Source organism: Pseudonocardia sp. TRM90224 (assembly GCF_021245725.1).
In the GTDB taxonomy this organism is placed as follows: Bacteria; Actinomycetota; Actinomycetes; order Mycobacteriales; family Pseudonocardiaceae; genus Pseudonocardia.
Genome location: NZ_JAJGSX010000011.1, coordinates 26,448 through 40,551 on the forward strand (window position 1 = coordinate 26,448; position 14,104 = coordinate 40,551).

At 73.5% G+C, this 14,104-nt stretch carries 11 protein-coding genes; 1 reads left to right on the forward strand and 10 read right to left on the reverse strand.

Annotated elements, in window-relative coordinates; all coding sequences use genetic code 11:
- Nucleotides 1–19 precede the first annotated feature (19 nt).
- The 8 genes from LL648_RS19260 to hpnC all read right to left on the reverse strand — a co-directional run bounded on the left by LL648_RS19260 (nucleotide 20) and on the right by hpnC (nucleotide 9,569).
- Complete coding sequence (locus LL648_RS19260) at nucleotides 20–673, reverse strand: VC0807 family protein (RefSeq protein ID WP_232663993.1); 654 nt, start codon at nucleotides 671–673, stop codon at nucleotides 20–22.
- 120 nt (nucleotides 674–793) lie between these two features.
- The gene (gene hpnH, locus LL648_RS19265; protein WP_232663994.1) at nucleotides 794–1,798 is read right to left on the reverse strand and encodes an adenosyl-hopene transferase HpnH; all 1,005 of its coding nucleotides are present in this window, start codon (nucleotides 1,796–1,798) and stop codon (nucleotides 794–796) included.
- 2 nt (nucleotides 1,799–1,800) lie between these two features.
- Nucleotides 1,801–3,450 carry a 4-hydroxy-3-methylbut-2-enyl diphosphate reductase gene (ispH, locus tag LL648_RS19270; RefSeq protein ID WP_232663995.1) on the reverse strand — a complete coding sequence of 550 codons (1,650 nt, stop codon included), beginning with the start codon at nucleotides 3,448–3,450 and terminating at the stop codon, nucleotides 1,801–1,803.
- Complete coding sequence (shc, locus tag LL648_RS19275; protein WP_232663996.1) at nucleotides 3,447–5,360, reverse strand: squalene--hopene cyclase; 1,914 nt, start codon at nucleotides 5,358–5,360, stop codon at nucleotides 3,447–3,449. The genes ispH and shc overlap by 4 nt, the downstream gene beginning before the upstream one ends.
- Entirely contained in the window at nucleotides 5,361–6,410 is a 1,050-nt protein-coding gene (locus LL648_RS19280; protein WP_232663997.1) for a polyprenyl synthetase family protein, read from the reverse strand. It lies immediately after the preceding gene.
- The gene (gene hpnE, locus LL648_RS19285; RefSeq protein ID WP_232663998.1) at nucleotides 6,407–7,786 is read right to left on the reverse strand and encodes a hydroxysqualene dehydroxylase HpnE; all 1,380 of its coding nucleotides are present in this window, start codon (nucleotides 7,784–7,786) and stop codon (nucleotides 6,407–6,409) included. The genes LL648_RS19280 and hpnE overlap by 4 nt, the downstream gene beginning before the upstream one ends.
- Nucleotides 7,786–8,691, reverse strand: a complete 906-nt coding sequence (locus LL648_RS19290; RefSeq protein ID WP_232663999.1) for a squalene/phytoene synthase family protein — start codon at nucleotides 8,689–8,691, stop codon at nucleotides 7,786–7,788. The genes hpnE and LL648_RS19290 overlap by 1 nt, the downstream gene beginning before the upstream one ends.
- Complete coding sequence (gene hpnC / locus LL648_RS19295) at nucleotides 8,688–9,569, reverse strand: squalene synthase HpnC (protein ID WP_232664000.1); 882 nt, start codon at nucleotides 9,567–9,569, stop codon at nucleotides 8,688–8,690. Before hpnC ends, LL648_RS19290 begins: the two co-directional genes overlap by 4 nt.
- A gap of 126 nt (nucleotides 9,570–9,695) precedes the next feature.
- Between hpnC and LL648_RS19300 the strand changes: the two genes are divergently transcribed.
- A complete protein-coding gene (locus LL648_RS19300) occupies nucleotides 9,696–10,877 on the forward strand; it encodes a PucR family transcriptional regulator (protein WP_232664001.1) in 1,182 nt (393 codons plus the stop codon).
- Nucleotides 10,878–10,952: 75 nt separating this feature from the next.
- On the opposite strand, the gene shbA is transcribed toward LL648_RS19300, so the two are convergent.
- Entirely contained in the window at nucleotides 10,953–11,525 is a 573-nt protein-coding gene (gene shbA, locus LL648_RS19305; RefSeq protein WP_232664002.1) for an RNA polymerase sigma factor ShbA, read from the reverse strand.
- A gap of 223 nt (nucleotides 11,526–11,748) precedes the next feature.
- Nucleotides 11,749–14,046, reverse strand: coding sequence for a molybdopterin-dependent oxidoreductase (locus tag LL648_RS19310; protein ID WP_232664003.1), 2,298 nt, complete (start codon nucleotides 14,044–14,046; stop codon nucleotides 11,749–11,751).
- Nucleotides 14,047–14,104 lie beyond the last annotated feature (58 nt).

Here is a 14,104-nt window from a genome sequence, read left to right on the forward strand (position 1 = left end):
GCAGCGCCAAGAGCAGGGCTCAAGCAGGTGCGGGCGCCCCGATGCGCAGCCGGATGCCGTGGCCGGCGAGCGCGCGGCGGAACCACCACAGCGACGTCCCGATGCCCAGCGCGACCACCGAGTACGAGCCGGCCGTCGACACCATCAGGTAGTCGCCGACGGTCTGGGTGGCCAGCACGACGATCGTGACGGCGCCGTTGATCGTGAACACCGCCGCCCACAGGAGCGACACCCGCCGGAAGAACGCCTCCACACCCGGGTGCCCGGTGAGGGCGGGCGGGAAGGCGCAGAAGTCGTCGGCGAGCTTGGCCAGCAGCGGGCGCTTGAGCCCGAGCGTGGCCAGCAGTGCGAGCGCGAACACGAAGTTCTGCACGGTCGGCTGCAGGAAGTACAGGAACGCGCTGCCCGTGAAGAGGCCCACGAGCGTCCGCGCGAGCAGCAGCAGGATGCTGATCACCAGGATCGCGGGCACGTGCTCGCGCATCACCACCCGCCGCAGGATCGCCAGCGCCTGCCAGCCCAGCGCGGCGTAGAGCCCGGCGTCGAAGCCGACGTACGTGAACACCACCCAGAACACCAGAAGGGGGGCCAATGTCGACTCGCACAGCGGACGAACCGCGTGCCGGAGCAACGATCCGATGGGCGGAAGGTGGATCGTGCTCCGGTGGTCCATGCGGTCGGGGTACCTCTCCTGGGGGAGTCAGGGTGGAGGAAGTGTACTGACCCCGATAACGCGGAGATAACGGCATGGGCATCCGGTTTGTCCGGCGCTTCGTGCGGGGTTTCTGCCGGATCAGGAGCCGACGGCTGCTCTGATCGTCTGGCGCAGCGACCCGACCGTCGCGAACACCGCCGACGGCTCGTAGCCGCAGTGCGCCATGCAGTTCGCGCACCGCTCGTCCTTGCCCCGCCCGAACGCGTCCCAGTCGGTCTCCTCGATCAGCTCCTTGTACGTCGAGACGTACCCGTCGTCGAGCAGGTAGCAGGGCCGCTGCCAGCCCAGCAACGAGTACGACGGGATCGCCCACGCGGTGCAGGCGAGATCGAGCTTCCCCTCCAGGAAGTCGAGGAAGACCGGCGAATGGTTGAGCCGCCACCTCCGGCGGCGGCCGCCGCTGAACGCCTTGCGGAACAGCTCGCGGGTCTGCTCGACGCCGAGCCAGTGCTCCTGGTCGGGCGCTCGCTCGTAGGCGTAGGCGGGCGAGATCTGCATGTTGTCGATGCCGAGCTCGTCGTTGAGGTAGTCGAGGACGTCGATCACGTCCTGCGGGGTGTCGGTGTCGAAGAACGTGGTGTTGGTGTTGACCCGGAAGCCCTGCGCCTTGGCCAGCCGGATCGCGTCGACGGCCTGGTCGAACACCCCTTCCTTGGCGACGGAGGCGTCGTGCCGGGCCCGCAGGCCGTCGATGTGCACCATCCAGGCGAAGTTGCGGTGCGGTGCGAAGCGGTGCAGGTGCTTGGGCAGCAGCACCGCGTTCGTGCACAGGAAGACGATCTTGCCGCGGTCCAGCAGCTGCCGCACGATCTCGTCGATCTCCTTGTGCATCAGCGGCTCGCCGCCGGCGATCGACACCATCGGCGCGCCGCTCTCCTCGATCGCGGCAACCGCCTGCTCCACCGGCATCCGCTGCTTGAGCAGGTGCGCGGGTTGCGCGATCTTGCCGCAGCCCGCGCACTTGAGGTTGCAGGCGAACAGCGGCTCCAGCTCGACGAGCAGCGGGAACTTCTCCACCTTGTTGAACTTCTGCTTGGCAAGGTAGGCCGCGAGTCGGATCGACTGGCGCAGCGGCATCGCCATGGTCAGCTCACTTCCTTGGGAAGGGTGAAAACGACGTCCTCGGTGCCGGTGGTGATCGTCTCGACGGTCACCGGCCCGAGTGCGGAGAGGAACGCCACCACGTCGTCGACGAGGTGACCGGGCGCGGACGCGCCGGCGCTGATCCCGATGCGGGAGGCGCCGACCAGCCAGCCCAGCTCGATCTCGCCGGCGTCCTCGACGAGGTGCGCGCGGGCCCCGCAGCGGATGGCGACCTCTGCCAGCCGCAGCGAGTTGGACGAGTTCGGCGAGCCGACGACCAGCACGAGCTCGCTCTCGCGCGCGACGGCCGTGACCGCGCGCTGCCGGTTGGTGGTGGCGTAGCAGATGTCGTCGCTGCGCGGCCCGGTGATCGCGGGAAACCGCTCGCGCAGCACGCCCGCGATCTCCTGCGCCTCGTCGACGGCGAGCGTCGTCTGCATCGCGTAGGCGACGCGGCTCGGGTCTCCCGGGCGCACCGCGGCCGCAGCGGCGGCGTCCTCGACGACAACCACCTCGCCGGGTGCCTCGCCGACGGTGCCCTGCACCTCCTCGTGGTCGGCGTGCCCGATGAGCAGCACGGTCGCCCCGCGGGCGGTGTGCCGGCGGACCTCGGAGTGCACCTTCGCGACCAGCGGGCACGTCGCGTCGACCACCGCGAGGTCGCGGTCGCGGGCCTGCTCCCGGACCGCGGGCGCGACCCCGTGCGCGGCGAGCACGACCCGGGAACCCGGCGGCACCTCGTCGAGCTCCTGGACGAAGACCGCGCCACGGCGCTCCAGCTCCCGCACCACGTGGGTGTTGTGCACGATCTGGCGGCGCACGTAGACGGGCGCGCCGAAGCGCTCCAGCGCGCGGTCGACGGTGTTGATGGCCCGCTCGACGCCCGCGCAGAACGCGCGGGGCTCGGCGAGGCGGACGTGCCGCGGACCGGACGCGGCGAGCCAGGTGCGCAACGCGGGCGCTGCTCGGCGCAGGCTGCGCAGCGCGCGGGCGCCCCGCACGGCGGTCCCCGGCCGCAACAACGGCGCGGACGGGGTGTCCACCACGGCCCTGACCACGGCGAACGGCCCGCCGGCCGCGGCGGGCGCGAGCCACGCCGACTCCATGTCCACCGCGATCGCACCGGTCGCGGCGAGCGCCGCGCGCCAGGCTCCGTCGACCGTGATCGGCATGCAGACCAGCGGCCCGACGTGCACCGTCAGCCCCAGCCGCCGCAGTGCGGCCGCCAGCGCATCCGCGGTCGGCACGGGCACCGGCGGCTGCCCGACCGCGCGCACCTCCGAGGCGACGACCAGATCCCCCGGCTCGATCCCCGGCACCAACGCGCCACCGACGCCGGCGACGAGCACGGCCCGCGGCCCGCCGGCGCCGAGCCGGGCGGCGGCTGCGGCCGACCACGCGGGCCCGAACCCCGTCCGCACAACGTCGACCTCGCCGCCCGCCCCGTCCCTGGCCTCGCGCCCCGCCCCGCCCCCCGGCGCCGGCCGGGTGAGGGCAGGAAAGCCACTTTCCTGCCCTGTGAGGGCCGGAAAGTGGCTTTCCTGCCCTCCCGGGACCACGGCGCGGCTTCCCCGGGACACGCCGCGGAGGGCGGCGCGCTCCACCCCGAGCGGGGTGCACAGCACCGGCCGGTTCACCCTGCGCCGGTTCATGCTGCGCCAGTTCCTTCTGGGTGCCCGTGGACGTATCGGCCGAGCGCGGAGATCGGGAAGACCATCCGGTACAGGTGGTAGTTGATGTAGAACGCGCCGGGGAAGCCGGTGCCGGTGTAGAGCGGCTCGTCCCAGGAGCCGTCCTCCTGCTGGGTTCGCCCCAGCCACGCCACCCCGCGCTCCACCGCGTCCGACCGCTCCCCGGCGGCGAGCAGCGCCAGCAGCGCCCACGCCGTCTGCGACGCGGTCGACGCGCCCCGGCCGATCCAGGCCGGGTCGGCGTAGGAGCGCAGGTCCTCGCCCCAGCCGCCGTCCGGGTTCTGGTGGCGCTCCAGCCAGTCGACGGCGGCGCGGATCGCCGGCGCCGCCGCCGGGACACCCGCCGCAACCAGCGCGGGCACCACCCCGCCCGTGCCGTAGACGTGGTTGGCGCCCCACCGGCCGAACCACGACCCGTCCCGCTCCTGCGCCGCCAGCAGCCACCGGACACCGCGCCGGCAGGCCTGCGAGTCGGCCCGGCCCTCGGCGGCGAGCATCTCGACCATGTGCGCGGTGACGTCGGCCGACGGCGGGTCGATCACGGCGCCGAAGTCGCAGAACGGCAGCTTGGTGATCAGCTCCCGGGTGTTGTCGGCGTCGAAGGCGCCCCAGCCGCCGTCGAGCGACTGCATCCCGGTGCTCCACGCGATCCCGCGCTCGACGGCGGCCCGCATCCGGTCCGGATCCGGGTGCTCGACGCGGCGCAGTGCGAGCACCACCTCCGCGGTGTCGTCGGTGTCGGGGTAGCCGTCGTTCTCGAACTCGAACGCCCACCCGCCCGGCGCGAGGTCGGGCCGCCGCACCGCCCAGTCGCCCGTCGTCGTGATCTCCTCGTCGAGCATCCACCCGGCGGCCCGGACCACGTCGGGGTCGTCCGCCGCCACCCCGGCGTCGAGCAGTGCGGTGACGGCCAGGCAGGTGTCCCACACCGGCGACTGGCAGGCCTCCAGCCTGCGCACCCGCCCGTCGGGGGTGTCCTCGTGGACGAGGAACCCGTCGAGGCCGCGGATGCCGGCGCGCATCGCGGGGTGGTCGAGCGGATAGCCGAGCAGGTGCAGCGCCATCAGCGAGTACACCCACGGCGGCTGGATGCCGCCCCACGACCCGTCGGCCTCCTGTCGCGCGATGATCCACTCCGCGGCCCGGCGCATCGCGAGGCGGCGCAGCGGCCGGATCGGCGTGCGCGAGTAGCGGTGCAGCACGGCGTCGAGCCGCTGGAACGCGCCCGCCCAGCTCAGCAGCGGCGCCTTCGGCCGGGCGGGCGGGTTGCCGCGCAGCTCGTCCACCCCGAACGGCAGCGGTCTGGCCGGGCGCAGCGTCGCCACGACGGTGAGCGGCACGACGGTCTGGCGGGCCCAGCACGCCCAGTCGTAGATGTTCAGCGGGAACCAGTGCGGCAGGAAGATCAACTCCGGTGGCATGTCCGGCAGGTCGTCCCACGACCACAGCCCGAACAGCGCCAGCCAGATCCGGGTGAACACCCTGGTCCGCTCGATGCCGCCCCAGGCGAGGACGTACCGGGTGGCGCGGCGCATGTGCTCGGCGCCGGGGTCGTCGCCGGCCAGTCGCAGCGCCACCCACGCCTCCACGGTGGTGGAGAGGTCGGCCGGCCCGCCGTGGAAGTTCGCCCACGTGCCGTCCTCGCGCTGCTGCGAGCGGATCCAGCGGGCGGCCTCCTGCGTCTCCTGCTCGGTGCGGATGCCGAGGAACTCCCGCAGCAGCAGGTCCTCGGCGTCCATCGTCACGTTCGTCTCCAGCTCGCCCTTCCACCAGCCCTGCTCGTGCTGCTGGGCGCGCAGGTGCGCGACGGCGGCCTCCAGCACCTCGGGCGTCGACCGGCGGGTGCCGGTTTCCGGAGCGGTGAGGGTCATTCAGAACTCCCGTTCGGTGAGGTACCGGCCGAGCGCCACGAGCTCGGTGCGGACGTTCGCCGGCACCTCGACGCCGGCCAGTGCCTTCTCGGCCAGCGCCATGCGGCGTCGCGCCTCGGCGGCCGCCCAGTCGCGCCCGCCGCCCTGCTCGACGAGCGCTGCGGCGCGCCGCAGCTCGGCCTCCCCGTCCGGCCCGGGACTCGCGAGCCACGCGGCCAGCTCCCGGCCCGTCGACCCACCGTGGTGCAGCGCGTACGTGACGGGCAGCGACTTCTTGCGCGACCGGAGGTCGGAGAGCACCGGCTTGCCGGTGACGGACGGATCGCCCCAGATCCCGAGCAGGTCGTCGACCAGCTGGAACGCCGCACCGACCTCGGCGCCGAACGCCCGCAGCGCCGCGGTCAGCTCCCGGCCGCCGCCGGCGAGCACGGCGCCGATCTCGGCACTCGCGGCCAGCAGCGCGCCCGTCTTGCCCGCCGCCATCACCAGGCACTCCTCGACCCCGACGTCGGCGCGCTGCTCGAAGGCGATGTCCAGGGCCTGGCCCCGGATCAGGTCGCGGGTCGTCACGGTGATCAGCCGGGCGGCCTCCGCGGCTTCGGGGGAGGGCACGTCGAGCAGCACCTCGACGGCCAGCGCGAGCAGTGCGTCGCCGGAGAGGATCGCGGCCGGCGCACCCCAGTGCGCCCACACGGTGCGCCGGTGGCGGCGTTCGGTGTCGCCGTCCATCAGGTCGTCGTGCAGGAGGGAGAAGTTGTGCACCAGCTCGACGGCGACCGCGCCGGGCAGGCCGACGGTGGCCGGCGCGCCCGCGGCGCTCGCCGAGAGCAGCGCCAGCGCGGGCCGCACCGCCTTGCCCCCACCCTTCTCACCGCCTGCGCCCGGCGACCCGTCCAGCTCGGTCCAGCCGAGGTGGTAGCGGGCCTGGATGCGGGTGTCGCCGTCGAGGCGGGCGACGGCAGCCTGCAGCGCTGGGGTGACGAGCTCGCGGGTGCGGCGCAATATGCCCGGCGCCGTGTCCGGTGGTGCCGGCCGGGTGAGCGTGGTCATGCTGCTGCCTCCTCCGCGATCGGTTCACGATCGGAGAGCACGGCGTCGGCGGCGGCGTTCCCGCTGCGTACAGCGCCCTCCATGGTTGCCGGCCACCCGGTTGCGGTCCACGCGCCCGCGACGGCGAGACCGGGCAGCCGGGTGCGGGACGGTGGTCGCAGCGCCGCCGAGCCGGGTGCGGCGCGGAACGTGGCGTGCGGTTCGCGGGTGACGAACGTGTCGAGCACGCGGGCGTCGCGGGCCGCAGGCAGCAGCGCGGCGAGCGCGGGGACGATCCGTTCGCGCAGCTCCGCGGCCTGCATGCCGATCACGTCGTCGGCCGCGGAGAGCGACACCGCAAGGTACTGCGCGGGCGCGGGGAACACCCGATGCAGACCGGACGCCGCTGTGCGGTCGAAGACCCACTGCACCGGCGTGCCCACCCCGGCCGCGAACGGCGTGTCGAGCACCGGCCGGTCGTAGACGACGTGCACGTTCACGATCGGCGCGCTGCCCAGCCGCCGCGCCCAGCCGGTCGGGAGGTCGAGCGCGTCCTGCGGGAGCAGCCGGTCGGCAGCGGCCGGTGGCACGGCGCTGACCAGCCGGTCCAGCACGATCGTCGCCTCCATGCCCCGCTGGTCCGTGGCGAGCCGCCACCCGGTTGCGGTCGTGTCGATCCCGGTCGCCTTCGTGTTCGTGCGGACGTCCACCCCCGCGTTCCGCAGCGCCAGCAGCGCGGCGTCGCCGTGCACGTCGCCGAGCGGGACGCGGGCCCAGCCGATGTCGCCCGCCCGGGTGTCGGTGAGCAGCCCGAGCTGGAACACCGTCGCCGCCAGCGCGAGGGATGCGTCCTGCGCGCGGGCGTTGAGCGTGGCGATGCCGACGAGGTCCCACAGCGCGTCGACGGCCGGCCGCGACTGGCGGTGCGCGGCGAGCCAGACGCCGAAGCTGCTGCCGTCGGCCGTGGCTGGGTCGACGCCGCGCAGCGCGAGCGCCGCCAGCGGGAGCCGCAGGCGGGCGGCCAGCGGGAGCGCCCGGTAGCGCAGCAGGGCCGCGGCCAGGTGCAACGGTGCCGGGAGGTCGGATCGGCGCAGCCGGGCAGGGCGGGCGCCGGGGGAGTGCACGGGGATGTCGAGCCGGTCCTGCAGTCGCACCCGGTCGCCGGCGCCGATGCGCTCGAGGAACGCGATGTACTCGGTGCAGCAGCGCAGGAACACGTGCTGGCCGGTGTCGACGTCCAGCTCGCCGCCGTCGTAGGCGCGTCGGAACGACGACGCCAGCCCGCCCAGCCGCGGCCGTCCCTCCACCAGCGTGACGGCATGCCCGGCATCGGCGCAGCGCAACGCGGCCGCGATCCCGGCGAGCCCGCCGCCGACCACCCCGACCCGCAGGCTCATCAGCGGGTGGCTCCCGTCCCGGTGAGCGCGCGGGTGGCGACCGCGGCCTTCTGCCAGCCCGTGAGGGAGCGGCGCTGGTGGTACACCGACGGCGGATCGGCGGCGATGTCGTCGAGCAGCTTGCGGTAGATCCCGGCCATCGCGGTGGCGCACGCGGCGCTGCGGCGGTCGAGCAGCGGGATCAGTCGCAGCCCGTCCGCGTACCACGTGCGGGCGCGTTCGGCGCTGTACGCGATCAGCTCGGCGAGGCCACCGCGCTTGTCGATCAGCACGTCGTGCTCGTCGAGCGCCAGCTCCACGCCGAACCGTTCGAGGTCCTGCGCAGGCAGGTAGATGCGGCCGTTCTGCAGGTCCTCGCGGATGTCGCGCAGGATGTTCGTCTGCTGCAGCGCGATCCCGAGCGCGTCGGCGAAATGCGCGGCGTCGGGGTGGGGGCGCGCGCCGAAGATCCCGAGGCACAGCCGGCCCACCGAACCGGCGACGCACCGGCAGTACCCGACCAGATCGTCGAACGTCCCGTAGAACGGCGCGATCGGCAGTTCGGTGCGGGCGTCCATGCGGACGTCGGCCGCGACGCCGTCGACCAGCTCGTCGAACGCGTCGAGCGGGATGGGAAATCGGGCGGCCGCGTCAGCCACCCCGACCAGCACCGGATCGGACGGGTCGGCGGGGCGGCGCAGCGACTCCCGCACCCGTTCGAGCGCGGCCAGCTTCTCGTCGTGCGCCTGCAGTGTCCCGTCGCCGATGTCGTCGATCCGGCGCGCCAGCGCGTACACGGCGCAGAGCGCCGCGCGCTTCTCCTTCGGCAGCAGCCGGATCCCGTAGTAGAAGTTGCGGGCCTCCCGCCGGGTGATGGCCTCGCACGTGGCGTAGGCCTCCCCGAGCGGGGTGCTGGCCTGGGTCATCGGCGCCTCCCGGGCGATCGCCTGATCAGTTCTCGCGCCAGTTGTTCGGCCGCGTGGCGGGCGACGTCGCGGCGCAGCGCCGGCGGGCTGCCGGCCATGACGTCGCCGCCGCAGCGGCGCAATGCGTCGGCGGCCGCACGACCACCGGCGACGTAGCCGGCGACGGCAACCCGCGCCCAGCCGCGCAGCCGGCCCACCACGGCGGCGCCCGCGTCGAGCATTGCGACGGCGCGGTCGGTCTCGTGCAGGACGAGCCTGCGCAGCGCGGGCGACGTCACCGGCGAGGTCAGGTCGGAGTCGCTGACGCCGAAGTCGGCGAGGTCGTCCGCAGGCAGGTAGACGCGCCCGCGCGCCCGGTCCTCGGCGACGTCCTGCCAGTGCTCCAGCAGCTGCAAGGCGGCACAGACGAGGTCGCTCTCGCGCAGCACAGCGGGGGAGTCGGGCACCTCGAACGTCGCGAGCACGAGCCGGCCGATCGGTTCGGCGGACAGCGCGCAGTAGCCGAGCAGCTCGTCCCACGTGGGGTACGCCGTGACCTGCTGATCCTGCAGGTTCGCCGCGACCAGCCGCTCGAACGCGGGGTGCGGCAGCGGGCAGCCGGCGAGCACCGGGACGAGCGCGCGGCCCACGGTCGACTCCGGCCGGCCGCCGTCCCACGCGAGCGCGAGGTCGGCGTCGAACGCCTCCAACGCCGCGATCCGGTCGGCTGGTGCCAGGTCGCCCTCGTCGCCGATGTCGTCGATCACCCGCACGACGTCGTAGATCGCGCGCAGGCGCGTGCGATACCGGGCGGGGAGCACGCGCATCGCGACCGGGAAGTTCTCCGAACGTTCCGCGCCGCGCAGCCGGACCTCCCCGGTGGCCCCCCCAGCACCCATGCAACCGATGCTGCTCCTGTTGCGCAGTGGATCTCTGCGCATCTGCGGTTAGTTCTGTGGAGTGAGAGTTGTCAATTCCGTACAACTCGGGTGCCATTCGTCGCCCGGTAGGCGTAGGAAACTCGTGTGGACGCTCCGGAACCGTCCCTGCACGCTCTGGTCACCGTTCTTGCCGAACGGCTCCCGGATCTGCTCGACGACGTATGTGCCGCCCTGGACGTGAACTGGCCCGACTACGCGTGGTTCCTCACCGAGAACCGGCTGCAGGTGAGCCTCGCCGTGGAACCCGTGCTGAAGCGGCTCGTGCTGCTGGCCGGCGAGGACGGCGACATCACGGGCGACGTCAGCGAGGCGGAGCACGAGCTGTTCGAGCAGATCGGGCGGATGCAATGGCGCCACGGCAAGGAGCTCACCGCGCTGCTCTCGGCCTACCAGGCGGGCGCGCGGGTGTTCTGGCACCACGTCTCGACGGTCGCCGTCGAGGCCGGGGTGCCGCCGCGGACGATCGCGGCGCTGGCCGAGGCCGTCTTCGCGTTCGTCGACACCTTGTCCTCCTCGTCGGCGCGCGGGTTCGTGCTCGAGCAGTCGGAGGCGGCCGCGACGCGCGAGCGGCTGCGCGAGGAGCTGGTCGGGCTGCTGCTCTCCGATCGGGCCGACCACGCCGCCGTCGCCGCCGCGGCCGAGCGCGCGGAGTGGCCGGTGCCCGACGAGGTCGCCGTCGTGCTGGTGGATCCGGAGCACCCGTCCGCGCTGCAGGTGCTGGCCCGGCTGCCCTCGACGCACCTGGTGTTCAACCGGTCGCCGCTGCTCGGGGCGATCATGCCGTGGCCGTCGCGGCCCGGGCGCCGGCAGCAGGTCGTCGCGGCGCTGAACGGCGTCCCGGCTGTGATCGGGCTGCCCGTCTCACCCGACCGGCTGCCCGCCAGCATGCGCATCGCGGAGACGGCCGCCCGGCTGCAGCACGACGGCGTGATCGCGGGCGACCCGCTCGTCGCCGACGAGCACCTCGACGCGATCATCGTGCACCGCGACGCGTGGCTGCTCGACACGCTGCGCCGGGAGGTGCTCCGGCCGCTCGCCGGGACGTCGGCGGGGTCGCGGGAGCGGCTGAGCGAGACCCTCGTCTCGTGGCTGTGGCACATGGGCGACCGCCGGGCCGTCGCGGCGCAGCTGCACGTGCACCCGCAGACCGTCCGCTACCGCCTCGCGAAGCTGCACGAGCTGTTCGGGGAGAGCCTCGACGACCCCGCCACCCGCGCCCGGCTGGTGCTCGCACTGGGCTGGGGCGAACCGCGGCGCCCCCACTGACCCGAATCTCCCCACCGTTTTGTGCACTTGCGCGCCCGCAGAGCGCGCAGATGCACAAAACGGTGGGGAAGTTCGTTACGCGACCTGCTCCGACGGCTTGTTCGTGATCTTGCGCAGCGCGGTGAGCGCGCGGTGCTGCGTGACCCGCACGGCGCCGGCCGTCGAGCCGACAGCCTCGGCCGTCTCCTCCGCCGAGAGCCCGACGACCACCCGCAGCAGCAGGACCTCGCGCTGGCGCGAGGGGAGCGTGTCGAGCAGCTTCCCCAGCAGCTCCGACTCCTCGCCGCGCAGCGCGTGCTGCGCGGGGCCCTCCGCGACGTCGGTCGAGTCGGGGATGTCGGCGACGGCGTCGGCCCGGTTGCGGGCGAACGACCGGTGCGCGTCGCCGACCTTGTGCGCCGCGATGCCGTGGACGAACGCGAGGAACGGGCGGCCCTGCGAGCGGTACTTCGGCAGGGCACGCCACACCGCGAGGCACACCTCCTGCGCGATGTCGTCGACGGCGACGATGCTTGCGGACCGGCCGAGCCTGGCACGGCAGTACCGGACGACGAGCGGCCGGATGATCGTCAGCAGCCGCCCCACGGCCTCCCGGTCGCCCCCCAGCGCCCGAACGACCAGCTCGTCCGAAACCTCGTTCTCAGTCACGTCCACCCCCTCTGCACCTCTTCATCGCACGGCATCCGCGGCGGTTCCACCTCCGGCCGATCCCCCATGCCGACCCCGAACCGCAACCCTGGAAGCCAAACCCAGGTTGCCTGAGGGCAGCCTGAAGGCGCCCAACAGATCTTCAGGAAACCCTCAGGACCGGCGCCCGGAAACGAACTTTCGGACGATCCGCTGCGACTTTCGGCCGGTATGGAGCGGGCCGTCAGGCTGGTGGCGACACGAACGGGGGAGGCCCGAGGGCCCCGACCGGAGGGGCTTCACCCTCATGCCGCGCCACCTGGACCAGCGTGTGCTGGCCGGTGCAGCCCTGTGCAAGCCTGGACGTTCCGCGGTCGCGGGTGAGTACGTTCGGGTTGCCGTGAGCACAAAGCCGCTGGTCGGGCTGCGGGTCGAACCACGCTCCCGTCGGCAGCTGGACGACCCCGCGACGGATCCCGTCGGTCACCCGGGCCCCCGCGAGGCAGGCGCCGCGGTCGTTGAAGATCCGCACGACGTCGCCCTCGGCGATGCCGCGCTCCGCGGCGTCGACGGTGTGCATCGTCACAGCCTCGCGTCCGGCGATTTTGTGCCGTTGGCTTTCCGCCCCGGCGTCGAGCTGGCTGTGCAGCCGCCCGCGCGGCTGGTTGGCGATCAGATGCAGCGGCCAGGTGGCGGCGAGCGGGGAGCCCAGCCACTCCTCGGGCTCCAGCCACACCGGGTGGCCGGGGCAGTCGGCGTAGCCGAACCCGGCGATGACCTGGGAGAACAGTTCGATGCGCCCGCTGGGGGTCGCGAGCGGGTGCCCCTCGGGGTCGGTGCGGAACTCCTGGAGGAACGTCCGGTTCTGTGGTCGGGCCGGGAGCGGGAGCAGCTCGCCCGACCAGAACGACGCGAAGTCGGGGAGGTCCTGCCCGATCCGCGGCGCGGTCGCCGCGGCCCATTGCGTGTAGAGGCGCTCGACCCACTCCTGCGCGGTGCGGCCCTCGGTGAACTCCTTCTCGACGCCGAGAACGGCGGCCAGCTCGCTGAGCACCGCGTAGTCGTCGCGGGCCTGCCCGAGCGGCTCGACCACCCGGTGCATCGGCACGAGGTGCCGGTCGGCGCGGGCAGCGCCGATGTCGGAGCGCTCCAGCGGCGTCGTGACCGGCACGACGATGTCGGCGTGTTTCGCCATGGCCGTCCAGAACGGCTCGTGCACGACCACCGTGTCGACGTTCGCGAGCGCCGAGCGCAGCCGGTAGAGGTCCTGGTGGTGGTGGAACGGGTTGCCGCCCGCCCAGTAGACGAGCCCGATGTCGGGGTAGCGCAGCGTCGCGCCGTTGTACTCGAACTCGTCGCCGGGGTGCAGCAGCATGTCCGACACCCGCGCGACCGGGATGAACTCGGACACCGGGTTCATGCCTTGCGCGAGCGTCGGCACCGGGATGCCGGCGCCGCGCGTCCCGACGTCGCCCATCGAGCCGTAGCCGTGGCCGAACCCGCGGCCGGGCAACCCGATCTGGCCGAGCATCGCGGCCAGCGCGATCCCGGCCCACGGCGCCTGCTCGCCGTGCTCGGCGCGCTGCAGCGACCACGTGACGGTCACCAGTGTCCGGCTCCGGGCCATCCGGCGCGCCAGCGCGCGGATGTCGGCCGCGGGGATCTCGCAGCGCTGCGCCGCCCACTCCGCCGACTTCGCCACACCGTCGGCCTGGCCCGTCAGGTACGCGGTGAGCTGCGCCGACCCGACGCAGAAGCGCTCGAGGAACGCCTGGTCGTGCAGGTCCTCGTCGAGCAGGGTGTGCATCAGCCCGAGCATGAGCGCGACGTCGGACGCGGGCCGGATGGGCAGCCACGTCGCGCCCGGGGCGTCCTCGCGCAGCGGTCCGACCGCGACCACGTCGAGGCCGCCGGCGATGGCCTGCGCGAGCTGGTCGGCCGTGGTGTGCCGGGCGATCCCGCCGGGGGAGACCGCGACGTTCTTGCGCGGGATCCCGCCGAACGCGACCACCAGCTCGGTGTGCTTCGCGATGACCGGCCAGTCGGTGAGCCCTGCCATGACATCGACGTTCCGCCCCACGACGTGCGGCATGATCACCGTCGTCGCGCCGGTGCTGTAGCTGTTGATCGAGCGGACGAACCCGCCCATGCAGTTCAGGAACCGCTTGAGCTGGCTCTGCGCGTGGTGGAAGCGCCCGGCGCTGGCCCAGCCGTAGGTGCCGCCGTAGACGCCGCTCGGGCCGCGCTCGGTGTAGACGCGGCGCAGCTCGCCGGCGAGCAGCGTGATCAGCTCGTCCCACTCGACCTCGACGTACGGGTCGAGACCGCGGCGCTCGCTCGGCCCCGGCCCGTCGGCCAGCCACCCTGCCCGAACGGCCGGGCGCGCGATGCGGACCGTGGGGTCGAGTGCCGACGCGATGTTGTCCAGCAGCGGCGAGGGCGCCGGATCGGCCGGATGCGGCCGGACCTGCACCCCGTCGCCGACCGGCCGGGCCTCGAACATGCCCCAGTGCGAGCTGCTGGTCGCGAAGTCCGCCGTCATCCGCCCATCATGCTGCTCCTCACACGGCCGTGCACCAGCGTATTCGCGAGGTAACGTC

What these genes read in the sequence shown, in the direction of transcription:
- LL648_RS19310 (WP_232664003.1), bottom strand. Translation starts at nt 14,046, where the DNA reads ATGACGGCGGACTTCGCGACCAGCAGCTCGCACTGGGGCATGTTCGAG.
- hpnC (WP_232664000.1), bottom strand. Translation starts at nt 9,569, where the DNA reads ATGGGTGCTGGGGGGGCCACCGGGGAGGTCCGGCTGCGCGGCGCGGAA.
- hpnE (WP_232663998.1), bottom strand. Translation starts at nt 7,786, where the DNA reads ATGAGCCTGCGGGTCGGGGTGGTCGGCGGCGGGCTCGCCGGGATCGCG.
- shc (WP_232663996.1), bottom strand. Translation starts at nt 5,360, where the DNA reads ATGACCCTCACCGCTCCGGAAACCGGCACCCGCCGGTCGACGCCCGAG.
- ispH (WP_232663995.1), bottom strand. Translation starts at nt 3,450, where the DNA reads ATGAACCGGCGCAGGGTGAACCGGCCGGTGCTGTGCACCCCGCTCGGG.
- LL648_RS19260 (WP_232663993.1), bottom strand. Translation starts at nt 673, where the DNA reads ATGGACCACCGGAGCACGATCCACCTTCCGCCCATCGGATCGTTGCTC.
- LL648_RS19280 (WP_232663997.1), bottom strand. Translation starts at nt 6,410, where the DNA reads ATGACCACGCTCACCCGGCCGGCACCACCGGACACGGCGCCGGGCATA.
- LL648_RS19290 (WP_232663999.1), bottom strand. Translation starts at nt 8,691, where the DNA reads ATGACCCAGGCCAGCACCCCGCTCGGGGAGGCCTACGCCACGTGCGAG.
- hpnH (WP_232663994.1), bottom strand. Translation starts at nt 1,798, where the DNA reads ATGGCGATGCCGCTGCGCCAGTCGATCCGACTCGCGGCCTACCTTGCC.